Genomic DNA, 16,184 nt, shown 5'->3' on the forward strand with positions numbered 1-16,184 from the left:
AGGTTTCAGGTTTTTTGAAAAATGTTTTTGCTCAACAAAAAGTTCTGTCGTTACACTAAGCAAAGTACCTGTTTTACAGCGACAATAAGACGTTAAAGGGCAGTCGATAGCAAGCAGAGGAAAACTGCTTACTTCGTCAAATCAGACTAATCCCTTGGTCAGATTCAGCAGATACTGACCATACCCTGTCTTTTTCAATGGGTCAGCGAGTACCCGAAGTTGTTCGGCATCAATAAAACCTCGTCGGAACGCAATCTCTTCAGGACATGAAACTTTTAGCCCCTGTCGCTCTTCAATTGTGGCGATAAAATTGCTTGCCTCGATCATACTCTGATGCGTTCCGGTATCCAGCCAGGCATAACCGCGTCTCATCATCGCGACAGACAATCGTCCCTGCTGCATATAGATGCGGTTGATGTCGGTAATTTCGAGTTCACCTCGCTCGGACGGCGTTAAACTTTTGGCCATCTCAATCACATCGTTGTCGTAAAAATAAAGACCGGTTATTGCGTAATTACTCTTGGGTTGCTGAGGCTTCTCCTCAAGACCAATTGCAGTACCGTCTTTATCAAACTCAACGACGCCATAGCGTTCCGGGTCGCTGACATGATAGGCGAATACGGTCGCACCCTCTTGCTGGCTTGCTGCGCCTTCAAGCAGTCTGGGGAGATCGTGTCCGTAAAAAATATTATCGCCTAATACCAGCGCACAATTATCCTCACCGATAAACTCTTCACCCAGAATAAAAGCTTGTGCCAGTCCATCAGGACTTGGTTGCACTTTATACTGGATATGCAATCCCCACTGGCTACCGTTTCCGAGCAGTTGTTCAAAACGCGGAGTGTCCTGAGGCGTGCTGATAATCAGAATATCTCGTATACCTGCCAGCATAAGCGTAGAGAGCGGATAATAGATCATTGGCTTATCGTAAATTGGCAACAATTGCTTACTTACGGCCATAGTCACGGGATAAAGACGTGTACCCGATCCGCCAGCTAATATAATCCCTTTACGTTTCGTCATTTACTTACGCTCCCCATAATTCTGCTCAATCCAGCTCTTATAGGCCCCGCTTTTCACATTCGAAACCCACTCCTGGTTATTCAAATACCATTCAACCGTTTTACGGATGCCGCTTTCAAAGGTTTCCAGAGGAGTCCATCCGAGCTCGTCGCTAATTTTATGAGCATCAATTGCATAACGTCTGTCGTGACCTGGTCGGTCCGCGACATAAGTAATTTGTGCGCGATAGGATGTTTCTTTCGGTACCATTTCATTGAGCAGATCACAAATTGTCTGAACGACTTCAATATTTTTCTTCTCGTTATGGCCGCCAATATTATAGGTTTCGCCCGGCTTACCCGTGGTCAGAACCGTATACAGTGCACGAGCATGATCTTCAACGTATAACCAGTCACGGATTTGATCGCCCTTACCGTAGATCGGCAATGGTTTATTATCCAGCGCATTAAGGATAACAAGAGGGATCAGCTTTTCAGGAAAGTGGTATGGGCCATAATTATTCGAACAATTTGTCACAACCCCAGGTAAACCATAGGTGCGTATCCAGGCTCGAACTAAATGATCGCTGGACGCTTTTGACGCTGAGTAAGGGCTGCTTGGCTGGTACGCTGTTTTCTCGGTAAACAGCGGTAACGGGGTAGAGTCATAATTTTCATCGGGATGAGGCAGATCGCCGTAAACCTCATCAGTTGAAATGTGATGGAAACGGAAGGTAGATTTTGCTGCCTCGTCCAGTGAAGACCAGTAAGCACGGCTCGTTTCTAACAGGTTATACGTGCCAACAATATTGGTTTCAATAAACGCAGCGGGACCGGTAATAGAACGGTCGACATGGCTCTCGGCAGCCAGGTGCATTACCGCATCAGGCTGATGGGTAGCAAAAATACGCGCCATTGCCTCTTTATCACATATATCGGCATGCTCAAAAACATAGCGCTCGCTATCGCTTACTTCACGCAAGGATTCCAGATTACCGGCATAGGTCAATTTATCAACGTTAACAACGCTATCCCGAGTATTGCTAATAATATGTCGGATAACCGCGGAACCGATAAAACCGGCACCGCCAGTAACTAGAATTTTCACGCAATCTATTCCATTAAACAGTAGGTGGATCGGGTAAGATAAAAAAGCCCGGTATCGCTACCGGGCTTGATGGCATGGCTAACCGTATATTAATCCAGCCATTCGGTGTGGAACACACCTTCTTTATCCGTACGCTTATAGGTATGCGCACCGAAGTAGTCACGCTGTGCCTGAATCAGGTTCGCTGGCAGAACGGCAGCACGATAGCTGTCGTAGTACGCCACCGCAGCGGAGAAGGTTGGAACCGGGATACCATTCTGCACCGCGTACGCAACAACATCACGCAGCGCCTGCTGATATTCGTCAGCAATCTGCTTGAAGTAAGGCGCCAGCAGAAGGTTGGCGATACCCGCATTTTCAGCATAGGCATCGGTGATTTTTTGCAGGAACTGGGCGCGAATGATACAGCCGGCACGGAAGATCTTCGCAATCTCACCGTAGTTCAGATCCCAGTTGTTCTCGTCTGAAGCTGCACGCAGCTGAGAGAAGCCCTGCGCGTAAGAGACGATTTTACCCAGGTACAGTGCACGACGGACTTTTTCAACGAATTCAGCTTTGTCACCAGCGGGTTTAGCCTGAGGACCAGACAGCACCTTAGATGCCGCAACGCGCTGCTCTTTCAGAGAAGAGATATAACGTGCAAATACGGATTCGGTGATCAGGGATAATGGCTCACCCAGGTCCAGAGAGCTCTGGCTGGTCCATTTACCGGTGCCTTTGTTAGCGGCTTCATCCAGAATCACATCAACCAGGTATTTACCCTCTTCATCTTTCTTGGTGAAGATGTCTTTGGTGATGTCGATAAGGTAGCTGTTCAGCTCGCCTTTGTTCCACTCGGTGAAGGTCTCTGCGAGCTCCTCGTTGGAGAGGTTCAGGCCGCCTTTCAGCAGAGAGTAGGCTTCAGCAATTAGCTGCATGTCGCCATATTCAATGCCGTTGTGAACCATTTTCACGTAATGACCAGCGCCATCAGGACCGATATAGGTCACGCACGGCTCGCCGTCTTCAGCTACGGCTGCGATTTTAGTCAGGATTGGCGCAACCAGTTCGTACGCTTCTTTCTGACCGCCAGGCATGATTGATGGACCTTTCAGAGCGCCCTCTTCACCGCCGGATACGCCAGTACCAATGAAGTTGAAGCCTTCAGCAGATAGTTCACGGTTACGACGAATGGTGTCGTGGAAGAAGGTGTTGCCGCCATCGATAATGATGTCGCCTTTATCCAGATACGGTTTCAGTGAATCGATAGCTGCATCGGTACCTGCGCCCGCTTTCACCATTAACAGGATACGACGAGGTGTTTCCAGAGACTCAACGAATTCTTTAACCGTATAGAAAGGAACCAGTTTTTTGCCTGGATTCTCAGCGATGACTTCTTCGGTCTTATCACGGGAGCGGTTGAAAACGGAGACGGTATAACCACGGCTTTCGATGTTGAGCGCCAGGTTGCGCCCCATCACTGCCATACCGACAACGCCGATCTGTTGCTTGGACATTACATACTCCTGTCAGGTGTGGTCGCCACTATAAGCATGGCCCAATAAAAATTTGACAAACATCTTATGCGAAATGTACTGCTAAAACAACATTCAAATATATTTTTGTTTAGGTTACTTTCGTAGAAAAGAATAAATCACATTAAGTAAACTTGTTGGAAGCAACCGAGGTATACTACGCATCATAAAAATATATAATGATTCGAAGTATGTAGAAATTTTTAAACTATATTTCATCTTCATCAAAAGCCACTCACTTTTGATATAAGCTATGCCTTTCCTACGTTTAATCATTTCAGACCCACCTCTAACGTTAACAAGGATCTCGTTAACGTTAGCAACTTTAAAATCACCTGCAACAATCCTTAGCCAGAGATTATAATCTTCCATAAAATGATGGTGCTGATATCCACCAACTGAAATGACTGCGCTTTTTCTGAAAGCAACACTCATATGATTGAAAGGACTTCGGTATTTAATAAACCCAATTATATCGTCGTATGTTAAAGGAACTGATTTAATACCTGTCATCACTTCCATATTTTCATCGAATTCTGCAATATGCCCACCAACTAAAACAACATCTTTATTATTTCTTATAAACATTACCTGCTTTTCAAAACGATCATTGATGCAAATGTCATCCGTATCCATTCTAAAAACCCACTCGTTCCGGCAAAACTCTAATCCGAGGTTCAAAGCCGAGCCTAAACCTAGGTTATGATCTGATTTAACAAGTGTTATCGGGATACCCTTATTTATTTCGCATTCGATAAAGCCAAGAATTTCACGATTTACAGGCCCGTCCAGTACAATAACAATCTGATCGGGCAATAAAGAATTATCAATTATACTTTTATAGCACGCTGTAAAATTATCATAAGTCTCCTTAATATAAACTGACATCAATATACTAAATTTTAATTCGTTAAAGACTGTTGATGAGGTTGTCATATTCTTGTATTATCTTTTCGTACTTGAATTTATTTAACGTAAGTGCAATGTTAGTACCCTTCATTTCTTTGTGATATATGTCAATAATTGCATCTGTAAAAGCATCAATATCATACATTTTCACTAGTGCACCATTTTCGCCATCAATTATGATTTCTGAAGGGCCAGTCGGACAGTCATAACTAATACAAGGGACATTTGAAGCGATAGACTCTAATAAAACATTAGGTAACCCTTCATAATGCGATACTAATGTAGTCATATCCGCTTCGGAATAAAAATCCTTGACATTGTCAACTGCTCCAGTTAAGTGAAATCGGTGATTTAATCCATTTATATCGACTTGTCTCTCGAACTCATTATAAAGCTCACCATCACCAATTAACGTCCATAGAAAATTAACTTTTCTATTCTCTAGCTCACGTCCCACCTTGATAATATCAAATATATTTTTCTGATGTGTAAATCTTCCAACATATAGAAGTTTTATAAGCTTGTCTTTATTATAATTCTTATCAGGTAACGTTAAAGCATTAAACTCAAAATTAATTTTTATAGGGTTATAAATCCTAACCATATTATTATTTTCAACAAACGAAGACAATTTCGCTTTCATAGCATCTGACTGGCATATGATAGCATCAGCTTTAGAAATTAAGTGAAAAAGGATTTTTTTCTTTACTTTTCCAATAAAAGTATTGCCTACTTCAAAATCTGGATTATTAATAAACCTGCAAATAACCTTTCCATTGTATAGTTTTAGTGTTCGTAATAAAATGAGGTAACAACTTAAATCCAAGGAAAAACAAATAGCAGTACATTTTTTCTTATTGCTAAAAAATTTGTATAAACTAATAACCCTCTGTAATTTATTTATTCTAATTGACTGATTTAACACATTAATGTTTGTTGTCTCTTTTGAATAAAAAATATCATTACTAACAGAAACTAATCTTGTATTATGTCTAACCTTTGAAAGTCCATGACTGATTCTTAATGCTACTCTTTCTGCACCACCTTGGGTGAGACTATTTATCATTATAAACACATCTTTGGTATTACTCATTAGTTTTTTTCAACCATTTCCACAAATATAAAATATAACTAAAACTAGCAAACAAAACGCTAATTGCGATTGTATAAATAGGGCCAAGGTGTAATACTTTATAAGTGCCACACGCAATCAAAAATACTGCAAATGATAATAACCCTGCTTTGAGAATTGAACTCCTAAAATTCATAATTGCATACTGTTTAAAAAGAGCTCCTAAAGATTGTAAACTTGATGATATCAACACAATCAATAAAGCAAAAGCGTATTCATAATAATCATTGTAATTAAAAATAGTGAAAAACAGCAAACTGGCGAGAAAAACAGACGCCATACAAATTAACGAAGTTAAATAGAGCTTTTTGATATAAACCATAAACTCCACAGCTTTTCGCTGTCGGCTCACAAACAAAATCTCTTTATATTTATAACTAATCATACCTGCATCCAATAACGCCTGTAATGCATTGCCAATACTTGTATAAAAGGTATACACCCCTACAATTGATAATGAAGTGAAATGGCTCAAAAGCACTTTATCAAGTGACACTATAACCCTAATAAAAATAGATGATATAAATATCGGTACAGATTTCCTAATCAGAAAATATAATATTTTAAAACTTATCTTTGTAAAAGAAAGTATGAGATTATACTTGGCATAGAGAAAAACGAAACAAAGCGCAATTAAATTAGCACATAGCCAACAAAAAGAAATAAAACTTACAATTTTTTCATCACTGACTTTTATATAAAATAAAAAAATTAATATAAAATAACACCATACACCATTTCTAACAAACAATAGAATATTCGCAATAGTTGCTCTTCCCTTTGCTAATAATATCCTATGATATTCTTGCAATAATACTTCCGTAACAGTAAGCAACATCGCAAATATAGTAACACCTTTATACGGAAAATATTGGTGCATATAGATAACAACGGAAAAAGACACTATTAAGCTTGAAAATAACGAAAAAAACATCTGATTCGTATATGCAAAACAAGAACCTCGCTGGGTTCCTGTGTATGATTTCAATAGTAGTGAATATAATTCTAATCCAGAAAGATATACAGAAAAACTAATTATTGAAACAAGAATACCGTAGGCTCCAACTACAGAAACACCATATGCATGTGTCAAATACAGCATCAACAGAACTTTACCGCCGAGAGTACTCGCGCGCAAACCTAAACCGAGCAACCCTTTCATTTTATTTAATCCTTTGAGACACTACAACTATGTTATTTTTATTAAATAATAGCCCTGTGCAAATAAAATATATAAAAACCCATATTAATAATGATGTATAGTTATCCCAGAAACTTCCTCTGAAAAATAATCTTGTATTAATTGATATTATTAGATATGTTATTAATCCCGTTAAAGTAAATTTCGCCTTAGCTTTATTGTGAAAATAAAAGAAAAATACAATAATAATAGGCGATAATAACGAGCCAATATAACCAAAATAATAATAAAACTCAGATAGTATATTACCCGCAAAACCAAAATTACGACCAATTACTGACGATACGTTATCTGCATACCATGGTAGCACGATATAATCCCCAGCCAAATTTAAAAGAGGATTAAAAAACTTCAACAAGGGATAGGTAACATAAAGATAGCCATTAGAAATATCATTTACATTATTATTAATAATAAAAGCCGTAGTGAATGCAGTATGATAAAACTCTGCCAACATACTGTAAACATTATAAGATAAGGATAAATCACTCTCATCTCTCGTAAGATAATACCTCGCTACAACCATAAAAAGAACTACACAAATAGCCGGAACTGAAATAAACAGTATTTTTCTCTTTGGCTTTTTTAATGCATATATTGCACAGAAATAAAACACAAAAGAAAAAAGTAAATCTCTTCCACCCGATAGTACTTCTGGCACGCATACAAATAATGGAACTACGATCAATGAACGTTTGAATAAACTGCCTGTATAACCACGAATATATAAAATGAAATACGATGCAAAAGTTAAATAAAATAAAATTGGCAGTTTAAACTTAACCTCATATTCTGCATAAATTGCCTGGGCAGCAACTCTGTTATTGAAATTATAAATAAGCTCGCCCCCAATACTTTCAATAACAAAACAAGTGACAAAGATGGATACACTCATTATCAACAAACAAATAATTTCAGGATAATAAATTCCTTTTCTAGGAATATTAACCAAATGATATTCATATTTTAAATGCTTTTGACGAGTGAGGATATAAACCAAAAAAAAGATACAAAGCGCCCAGAATGCAAAAAATTTTGCGATTATTATGCTGTTTTGCTCAATAGAATATCCGAAAAATGAATACAAAAACTCGATATTAAGGAACGGAACACCGTAGTAAAACACGCCAAACAGAAGTGTAAACGAGAATATATTCATTAACACCCCTGATGGATTAACAAAAAAATCTTTTAATAATATCAAAAGCGAAAAAAATATTAATAAAGAATTTAATGCTACAACAACCCCATTAATTACAGATATCATTACTTAGCCCTGTTTATTAATATACACAGCAGATAAACTGCGATATAGCAGGTAATATATTGATATTAGCATAAAAGTTCTTAATGTAACTCCGCCATATAATAGGTAGCACAAAGAACCAATCAAAGTACAAATAAAATAATAGAACACCCTCAAATAATTATGTTTCTTAAACCACTTACTTTGAAAAAAAACAGGATCAAATCTCTTTTCCCCGCATCGTTCTAATAAATTAATCATCGGGAAAATAAAAATTGTAATTAAAATAACATTTGAATCGAATCCTAAAACAATAAGCAATGGTGAGCCATAACGTAATACAACCAATATGAAATGTAACAATAAGTTTATTCTACTTCGAAAATAGTTATATAGTGTATAAACAAATATTATTGCCCAAGGCAATAAAGCCAACAGAACAGGGCTTCCCATAACAATAATAATTGCAGTCAATAAAACCGCTAATATGCACCTACACGCATAAATATTTGTTTTGTTAGTTTCATAGAAAACAAACTGTTCGCTATTCAATCTTATGGTTGGTTTTTTTTCATGCTTTATAGTTTCAGTATCGTTATAAATATAACCGATCTCGTAAAGTGTATAAACTAGTATTAACGATAATAAAAACTTATAAAAATCTGCAATCGAGAAGAATTCAAACTTATATATCATCAAAAATAATAATATTGGTATAATATAAATACATACCCAAGATAAGCTTTTTACAATATTTTTGGATCGAGTATTAATAAAATATAAAAAAGGGATATAAAACATTTTTTTCTGAATATTTTGCATTATATTATTTGACTCTAATAAAGTTAACTTTGTTTTTACCCCAAAAAACCTCATCATTTTTACAATGCGCTATGCCCAAAGCTTCAGCACAATGCGCGACAATCTCATAATCTCCATAATTGTCAGTGATAATCGCTGTATTATGTTGGAAAAGGTGCTTAATATAACTAAGCTTATTATCCAAAAGATCGTGCGACAGCCGTCCAGTACATGTGCCATCTCTATACTCAAGAACGGAAGAATAACATAAAACCGCATCGAATTTTTTTGCAATAGCATTTGCTATAGTATCGATCGTTGCAGATATAATTACAAGCTTATAGCCTTTGAGTTTGTAATCGTCTATAATTTCTATAACCTCATTGATATAATCTAATGAGGCAACATAGTTATTAGATAAACTCAATAGTTCTGCTTGATTTTTTCCTGCCAATCGTTTTAATAATTTAGGTCGCAAATAATCATAAGAAAAATACCGCCAAAGAATAGAACCTATAATGCGTTCAGTCATACTTGCTCTTATTCCGATAGTTCGCAAAAAACCAAGAGTAGTATTTTCTTTGGTCACTGTTCCACAAATATCGAGAAAAAGTAAATTTTTAACTGTTTTATCAATTGACAACGCTACCGCCCCTAGCATAGATTAACACGCCAGTAAATAATTAAGTTTGCTAAAGAAGCATAAAAACTCAACTTAGCAAACCGTCGAATTAAGATTATTACAGACAACAAAATATCATATTTCGCTATCCGTAATGTCAAGCAGTTATGATTAATATAACAAGTATAAACTTTATAGCATTTTGATTATACTGTCTTTAAATTTTTGTCCATCCTTCAGGTTACGCAGGCCATAGTTCACAAACGCCTGCATATACCCCATTTTCTTACCACAGTCATAGCTGTCGCCGGTCATCAGCATGGCATCAACCGACTGCTTTTTCCCCAGCTCAGCAATCGCATCGGTCAGCTGGATACGCTCCCAAGCACCCGGCTTAGTTTTTTCCAGTTCGGCCCAGATATCCGCATTCAGCACATAACGGCCGACTGCCATCAGGTCAGAGTCCAGGGTCTGCGGCTGATCGGGTTTTTCGATAAACTCAACAATCCGGCTCACCTGCCCTTCCGTCTCCAGCGGATCTTTAGTCTGAATAACCGAGTACTCAGAGAGATCACCATTCATACGTTTCGCCAGCACCTGGCTGCGGCCCGTCTCGTTGAAGCGAGCAACCATTGCCGCCAGGTTGTAACGCAGCGGATCGGCGGAAGCGGTATCAATAATGATGTCCGGCAGAACCACGATGAATGGGTTATCACCCACCACCGGGCGCGCGCAGAGGATTGAGTGGCCCAGACCCAGCGGCTGCGCCTGACGCACGTTCATGATGGTCACGCCAGGAGGACAGATAGACTGAACTTCTGCCAGAAGCTGGCGCTTAACGCGCTGCTCAAGCAGCGCTTCGAGTTCATAAGAGGTGTCGAAGTGGTTCTCAACGGCATTCTTCGAAGAGTGCGTCACCAGAACGATTTCTTTGATCCCCGCAGCAACAATCTCGTCGACGATGTACTGAATCATCGGCTTGTCAACGATCGGCAGCATCTCTTTAGGAATGGCCTTTGTGGCGGGCAACATGTGCATGCCCAGACCCGCTACCGGTATGACTGCTTTCAAATTAATCATTATTTCTTCCACCTTAAAATGGTTGACGAATTATAGCTTTTAAACCTGTTTTCGCCAGCATGTTTTGCCGTAAATATGAAGTAATCTTAGGTCACCCCACCACAAATTACAGTAGTTGTAATCTGAATAGATCGCGATTCTGTTCCAGGAATAGTCGCAAAATAGTCTGTGCGATTACCTGTGCGGCAGCGCAAAATTCAACCGTTCCGTATTCACCACGTGTTGATCGACCCGATCAATATCCACCGAACTCTGCCCCTTTTCATTAACCGCTTTTATGTTCGCAAGCGACAACAGCGTCTCTTTTTTGGCCATAAACTTCCCGCGCACGTCTTTGCGCAAGTCGAAGTTCATCTTAAGCGCTGGCCCCGTCGCTGATTCCTGCATCACGTTGATATTACGCAAGAAAAGATGTTGTGGCTTGTTGTGCAGCTCAAGTGTTGCCCGCTGCATGTTGACATTGGTGATGGCAACAAACGACGTGGCATTGCCGGAGGAAATCTGTATCCCGCGCAGCTTATAGGCAAGCTGTCGGTTATCCAGGCGAATATCGTTAAGTTTGAAGTTTTGCGGTATCGACAGATAATCGCCCTTGATCACGCCATACCCGATTAACATTCCGGCGCTGTTCACCATATCGATATTATCGATAACGAAATTATCACAACCATAAATAGCTACCGTTGCGTTATCAATTCCGGCCTTTTTACTGAAGTCGGGAGTAATATTGCTGGCCTTGATATTACGGATCACAAAGTGTTTACCGTTTTCAACATGCACCAGCTGCCGACAGTTGCTGCCGGTGATATTCGCCACCACGAAGTTTTTAACGGTCTGCTGTTCCGGATAGTCATTGTCGTACGTGCTGCCAGCCAGCCCAATGCCTATGCCCCAGTTGATCTTGCCGTTTGTGCAGTTGATGTTATCGATCACGTGGTCAGAGATCAGGATGTTACGGTCGTTAATCGCCACGTTCCACTCAATCGCGTCACCCTGCAAATGACTGAATTTGCTGTTGGTAATGCGCGCACCATCCACCTGATTATGGAAACCCTGGCGCAGAATGGCGTAGTTGGCCTGGCTCACGGCAATGCGATCGATAAGCAGGTTACGCATCACTCTCGGCTTTTTACCGCCAATGTAGATCTGGGTGACGGGGCCGAAGCCGCTCATCGCCAGCCCTTTAATGACACAGTCGGAGCCACGCACGTCCAGCGTAATGTTATGCGTGCGCCCCTCTCCTTCCCCAATGACCTTGCAGCCTTCCTGGAGCACAAACCGCCCACGGCCGTTGCCCTTCAGCGCACCGCGGATCAGCAGGGTTTTGCCATCAGGAATGAAAATGCCGGTATTGATGTTTTCACAGGTTAACCCGGCGGGAACAACAACGGTATCGCCCTCGGTAAATGCCTGCTTAAAGGCGGCGATCCAGTCGTTATTGTTGTAGCGATCGACAGAAACCGTCTTCCCGGTCGCCGCCCGCGCAGCGCGGGGCGACAGCAGCGGCATGGCAGCCAGGACGGATAAAGAAGAGACAAATCGGCGTCGGGTAATCTTTTTCAGCATACAACCTCAGCGTTACAGCGTTTGCAGCAGGCTCGCTAACTGGCGATTAATCACCTGCTGATTGAATTCTGCTTCAACTTTTTGCCGCGCATTTTGCAGCACAGGGATCAGCGTTTGCTGATCGATATCACTGAACGCGGCCAGACGATCCGCCAGCGCCAGCGCATTGTTTTCAGGGACCAGCCAGCCGGAATGCTCAGAGGTGATCAGCTCCGGGATCCCGCTGTGCAGGGTCGAGACTACCGGAATGCCGACCGCCATCGCCTCCATCAGCGCCACGGGAATGCCTTCCATATCGCCGTCGGCGCCGGTTACGGAAGGCAGCAGGAACACATCCGCGTCATCAAGCATGGCTTTCACTTCGTGGCTCGGCTTGAAGCCCGGCATCTCGACCACGTCTTCCAGCTGATACTGTTCAATCAGCGTGCGCAGGCGACGCTCCCACGGCCCGATACCCAGGATGCGGTAGTGGAAGTCCACGCCGCGCGCCTTCAGCTGGCGACAGGCTTCGATGGCTACGTGCAGCCCTTTCTTTTCAGTCAGGCGGGCAACAGAGATAATTTGCAGCGGCTTGCCCGGCACCTTGACCGGTCGCTGGGTGAAGCGTTCCATGTCCACGCCCATGCGTGAAACGGTGATTTTCTCGCTCGGGCACCCCATGGTTTTCAGGCGCCCGGCCCACAGGTTGCTTATCGGCAGCATCATGTCGCCACGGCGAAACAGCTGCTGATATTCCGGCGTGTAGTGGTTCAGCACTTCCCGGCTGGAGATGTCGATACCGTGGAAAATGGTTGCGATTTTGCCGTCAATCACCCCCAGCTCACGCAGTTTTGCCGCCGTTACGCCCGCCGGGCCAAAGTGGGCGATAAAGACATCGGCCCGGTACGGCTGGGCCGTTTGCCCGCAAATGGCGGATAAGATCAGGTTGCGGGCCTCCGCCCCATAGCGCGACATATTCAGCGCCCGCCACGTCGAGGCGCGATGCAGGCCGCGCAGCGTCTGGCTGGCGCGATGGCGCAGTTTGTTCATCCGTCCGGCGGGTTCGTCCTGCAACCAGCGGGTTATTGCCTCCAGCCCATACCGGGTATACGCCGCATGGGTGTTTTGCGTATCGCCCTTTTGCAGGGCGATAATCTCCACGTCATACCCCATATCGATAAACGCGGTGATTTGGTTCAGCACAAAAGTTTCAGACGACAGCGGAAATTTCAGTAAGAAGAAACCAACCTTCATTTCCCCTCCCGGACGCGGTCGAGTACGGATTTCACCATGCCAATACCTTTTTCGCGTTCGGCTTTTACCGCCACCGCCAGACGTTCGTTGATCGCAGGCAACTGGCCGAGCGTGTCACCTACCATCGCACCCAGCGACCCGTCCAGCAGATGACGAATATCGACGGCCATTTCCGGCATACCGAGCTGCTGCATAATGCCCGCGGACTTGTGTTCGTAGTTAATGGCGATGGCTGGCGTGCCGAAGTTCATCGAGATAATGGCCGAGTGCAGACGCGTGCCCACGGTCAGGTCGCAGGCGGAGAGCAGCTTGCCCATCTCCAGATCGTTCAGCTCGTCCATCACCACGTGATAGCGGGACGGATCGTTCACCAGGTTGCGCAGGTTGAGCGCCACCATACGGTCATCTTTGTTGTAGCTGTCGATACCGGTACAGGTGGAGAGCGCCAGCACCTGGTAACCGCTGTCCAGCACGCGGTTCACCACCTCGGCAAAGGCTTTCTCGTACGCCGCCTGGGTCGTGCCGAGGCGTTTATCGAACGGCGCAAGTTCACGCAGGGTAATGGCGACGGTTTTCTGCTTTGCCGCCACGTCCAGCCAGTGCTGTACCGCGTAGCTGGCCTGGAAGCTGTCATCCTGATGATCCACCAGCCAGGCGGTGTCTACACCGTGCTCCACTTTGGTGGTGTCGATTTCGCTGCGCTTCATCATGTCGAGGCTGACCGATTCACGCAGGATCAGCGCGTCGCAGTGGCCGAAGACATAGTTCGCCAGCTGGTTAAACTGCGGATCCTGGAACGGCCCGACGCTGTGGCCGATCATAAACAGCGGCTTTTTCGCCATAAAGGTGCAAAGCGCATGTTCAAACTGCGGCACGCCGTACAGGTCGACGAAGAACGAGCCGCCCACCTGAATAATGGCGTCATAGCCGGACAGCAGACGCACGAAATCGGTAAAGCCCTGCGCGATGGCAATGTTGCGCAGCTTGCCGGTGTCGGTTACGCGAGAAAGCAGCACCTGATGCTGATAGCGGCGACGCAGCACTTTCTTCACGCGCCCCATCACGCCCGCAGCGTTGTTGTGCTGTTTCATCTGGCTGTAGAGCGGGTCGCCCATCACCGGGCGGTTCAGTAACCAGGATGAGCTGACCGGATAACGGCTCATCACATCCACTTCTGTCTCAGGCTTAAGGGTGTTAATTGCATCCAGTAAACCGCGCAGGATGGCGCTGTCGCCACGGTTGCCGCAGGTATGGTTGCCAAGAATAAGTAATTTCATAATGGCCTCGTAAAATTAGCCTGCGCGAAGCAGCGTTTTCATTTTTTCGTTACGGCAAAACTGGCGCTTCATCTCGACCACCAGCGCATTGCGTGACAGCACAATCATCACGCCAAACGCCAGCGCGCCTGCCGCGACCTGCACCGCAAGCAGCGCCGCCAGCGGCAGATGTCCGTTGAGCACCACGCCCAGGCCGTAGCTCACCGCAAGCGTCGGCAAGGAGAGATAAAACGGCAGCCACAGGCTGAGGATGTACTGACGGTAGCTGGAGCCCAGCACCGGTTTGATCATCACGAAGTAGCTCAGCACGGTATTGACGATTTGCACCAGCAGGAAGCCGAGCGTCACGCCAATGGCACCCGCCATGTGCCCGCCCACAATAATTGCCGGAATAAACAGGAAGGTTTTAAACACGTTGAACTTGAAGCTGATATCCACGCGCGCCTTTGCCATCAGCAGAGAACCAATCGGGTTCCCCACCGAGCGCAGCAGCCCCACGACGCACAGCAGTTGCAGGATTGGGATGATGCTGTTCCACTTCTCGCCAAACACCAGCGGTACGAAATTGCTGGCGACCACCATCAGCCCCAGCAGGACCGGGAAGTTGATGATCCCCACCACGGAGAGCAGCTTGTAAAAGTTCACGCGCAGCTTTTCGGTATCGTCCTGAATTTTGGCGAACGCCGGGAACAGGACGCGGGTAATAATCGGGTTGAGCTTCATCGGCGGGACAACCGCGACGTTATACGCCAGGTTGTAGCCACCCGCGACGCTCGCGCCCAGAATGCGCGCCAGCACCAGCGTGGAGAGGTTAGTATTTACGTAGTTGATAATGCTGTCTGCCGTCAGCCACGCGCCGAAGCGCAGGTTGGATGAAACAGACGCCAGCGAAAAATGCAGCCCCGGGCGATAAATCTTACGGCCAAAGAAGCCGAACAGCAGCGTGCGCACGGCAGAGTTAACGAGGTAGCCGAGGATGGCGGTCATCGCCAGCGGCCAGAAATGGGCGCTGACCACGGTGAAGGTAAAGCCCGCCAGCACGGCGCTGGTCTCAATCATGCCGATTTTGTTGAACTCCAGCTCTTTCTGCATCAGCGCGCGGAACTGCTGCCCGTGCGGGATCACCACGAAAGCGAACGACAGGGTGCGCATCAGCGGCGCCAGGTCCGGGTTATGCAGCACGCCGGCAATCACATCGCTCAGCAGGAACACCAGCACAAAAACGAAGATACCCAGCCCGACGTTCAGCCAGTAGAGGGTGGTCAGCTCCAGATGGCTGATCTCTTTGCGCTGGATAATGGAGTTGGCGATACCAAAGTCCGACAGCGTATCGGCCAGGGCGATAATCACCAGCGAGACGGTCAGCAGACCAAACTGGTGATTGTCGATAATGCGCGCCAGCACCGTCATCTGTACCAGGCCGAGGCCAATGATGACGATGGTGGCCATGGCTGACCATTTCGCGCCGCTGATGGTTTTTTCTCGTAAGCTCAT

At 44.5% G+C, this 16,184-nt stretch carries 13 protein-coding genes; all 13 read right to left on the minus strand.

Annotated elements, in window-relative coordinates; all coding sequences use genetic code 11:
* Positions 1-141 precede the first annotated feature (141 nt).
* On the minus strand, positions 142-1,023 hold the full coding sequence (rfbA, locus tag ACOTZD_RS02220; RefSeq protein ID WP_048240497.1) for a glucose-1-phosphate thymidylyltransferase RfbA: 882 nt from the start codon (positions 1,021-1,023) through the stop codon (positions 142-144).
* On the minus strand, positions 1,024-2,109 hold the full coding sequence (gene rfbB / locus ACOTZD_RS02225) for a dTDP-glucose 4,6-dehydratase (RefSeq protein WP_174401979.1): 1,086 nt from the start codon (positions 2,107-2,109) through the stop codon (positions 1,024-1,026).
* 89 nt (positions 2,110-2,198) lie between these two features.
* A complete protein-coding gene (gene gndA, locus ACOTZD_RS02230) occupies positions 2,199-3,605 on the minus strand; it encodes an NADP-dependent phosphogluconate dehydrogenase (RefSeq protein WP_006811221.1) in 1,407 nt (468 codons plus the stop codon).
* Between the two features lie 114 nt (positions 3,606-3,719).
* Positions 3,720-4,559, minus strand: coding sequence for a glycosyltransferase (locus tag ACOTZD_RS02235; RefSeq protein WP_063979049.1), 840 nt, complete (start codon positions 4,557-4,559; stop codon positions 3,720-3,722).
* Positions 4,534-5,625 (minus strand): glycosyltransferase, encoded by a 1,092-nt coding sequence (locus ACOTZD_RS02240; protein ID WP_063979048.1) that lies wholly within the window; start codon positions 5,623-5,625, stop codon positions 4,534-4,536. The genes ACOTZD_RS02235 and ACOTZD_RS02240 overlap by 26 nt, the downstream gene beginning before the upstream one ends.
* Positions 5,618-6,826 (minus strand): hypothetical protein, encoded by a 1,209-nt coding sequence (locus ACOTZD_RS02245; RefSeq protein ID WP_063979047.1) that lies wholly within the window; start codon positions 6,824-6,826, stop codon positions 5,618-5,620. The genes ACOTZD_RS02240 and ACOTZD_RS02245 overlap by 8 nt, the downstream gene beginning before the upstream one ends.
* A 1-nt stretch (position 6,827) precedes the next feature.
* Complete coding sequence (locus ACOTZD_RS02250) at positions 6,828-8,132, minus strand: O-antigen polymerase (RefSeq protein ID WP_074182843.1); 1,305 nt, start codon at positions 8,130-8,132, stop codon at positions 6,828-6,830.
* Positions 8,133-8,937: 805 nt separating this feature from the next.
* Positions 8,938-9,573 carry an HAD family hydrolase gene (locus ACOTZD_RS02255; RefSeq protein WP_063979045.1) on the minus strand — a complete coding sequence of 212 codons (636 nt, stop codon included), beginning with the start codon at positions 9,571-9,573 and terminating at the stop codon, positions 8,938-8,940.
* Positions 9,574-9,726: 153 nt separating this feature from the next.
* Positions 9,727-10,614, minus strand: a complete 888-nt coding sequence (gene galF / locus ACOTZD_RS02260; RefSeq protein WP_174402450.1) for a UTP--glucose-1-phosphate uridylyltransferase GalF — start codon at positions 10,612-10,614, stop codon at positions 9,727-9,729.
* A gap of 174 nt (positions 10,615-10,788) precedes the next feature.
* On the minus strand, positions 10,789-12,180 hold the full coding sequence (wcaM, locus tag ACOTZD_RS02265; protein ID WP_174402449.1) for a colanic acid biosynthesis protein WcaM: 1,392 nt from the start codon (positions 12,178-12,180) through the stop codon (positions 10,789-10,791).
* 12 nt (positions 12,181-12,192) lie between these two features.
* A complete protein-coding gene (wcaL, locus tag ACOTZD_RS02270; RefSeq protein WP_174402448.1) occupies positions 12,193-13,413 on the minus strand; it encodes a colanic acid biosynthesis glycosyltransferase WcaL in 1,221 nt (406 codons plus the stop codon).
* A complete protein-coding gene (wcaK, locus tag ACOTZD_RS02275) occupies positions 13,410-14,690 on the minus strand; it encodes a colanic acid biosynthesis pyruvyl transferase WcaK (protein ID WP_022648628.1) in 1,281 nt (426 codons plus the stop codon). Before wcaK ends, wcaL begins: the two co-directional genes overlap by 4 nt.
* A gap of 15 nt (positions 14,691-14,705) precedes the next feature.
* Positions 14,706-16,184: a colanic acid undecaprenyl disphosphate flippase WzxC gene (wzxC, locus tag ACOTZD_RS02280; RefSeq protein WP_003863527.1), complete on the minus strand. Its 1,479-nt coding sequence runs from the start codon at positions 16,182-16,184 to the stop codon at positions 14,706-14,708.

The sequence above is a fragment of the Enterobacter cloacae complex sp. SHL022 genome (assembly GCF_049237785.1).
Taxonomy (GTDB): Bacteria; Pseudomonadota; Gammaproteobacteria; order Enterobacterales; family Enterobacteriaceae; genus Enterobacter; species Enterobacter hormaechei_C.

Bases quoted from the DNA above. Each gene is read 5' to 3' on its own strand.
- rfbA (WP_048240497.1), bottom strand. From the start codon at position 1,023: ATGACGAAACGTAAAGGGATTATATTAGCTGGCGGATCGGGTACACGT.
- gndA (WP_006811221.1), bottom strand. From the start codon at position 3,605: ATGTCCAAGCAACAGATCGGCGTTGTCGGTATGGCAGTGATGGGGCGC.
- ACOTZD_RS02235 (WP_063979049.1), bottom strand. From the start codon at position 4,559: ATGACAACCTCATCAACAGTCTTTAACGAATTAAAATTTAGTATATTG.
- ACOTZD_RS02240 (WP_063979048.1), bottom strand. From the start codon at position 5,625: ATGAGTAATACCAAAGATGTGTTTATAATGATAAATAGTCTCACCCAA.
- ACOTZD_RS02245 (WP_063979047.1), bottom strand. From the start codon at position 6,826: ATGAAAGGGTTGCTCGGTTTAGGTTTGCGCGCGAGTACTCTCGGCGGT.
- ACOTZD_RS02250 (WP_074182843.1), bottom strand. From the start codon at position 8,132: ATGATATCTGTAATTAATGGGGTTGTTGTAGCATTAAATTCTTTATTA.
- ACOTZD_RS02255 (WP_063979045.1), bottom strand. From the start codon at position 9,573: ATGCTAGGGGCGGTAGCGTTGTCAATTGATAAAACAGTTAAAAATTTA.
- galF (WP_174402450.1), bottom strand. From the start codon at position 10,614: ATGATTAATTTGAAAGCAGTCATACCGGTAGCGGGTCTGGGCATGCAC.
- wcaM (WP_174402449.1), bottom strand. From the start codon at position 12,180: ATGCTGAAAAAGATTACCCGACGCCGATTTGTCTCTTCTTTATCCGTC.
- wcaL (WP_174402448.1), bottom strand. From the start codon at position 13,413: ATGAAGGTTGGTTTCTTCTTACTGAAATTTCCGCTGTCGTCTGAAACT.
- wcaK (WP_022648628.1), bottom strand. From the start codon at position 14,690: ATGAAATTACTTATTCTTGGCAACCATACCTGCGGCAACCGTGGCGAC.
- wzxC (WP_003863527.1), bottom strand. From the start codon at position 16,184: ATGAGCTTACGAGAAAAAACCATCAGCGGCGCGAAATGGTCAGCCATG.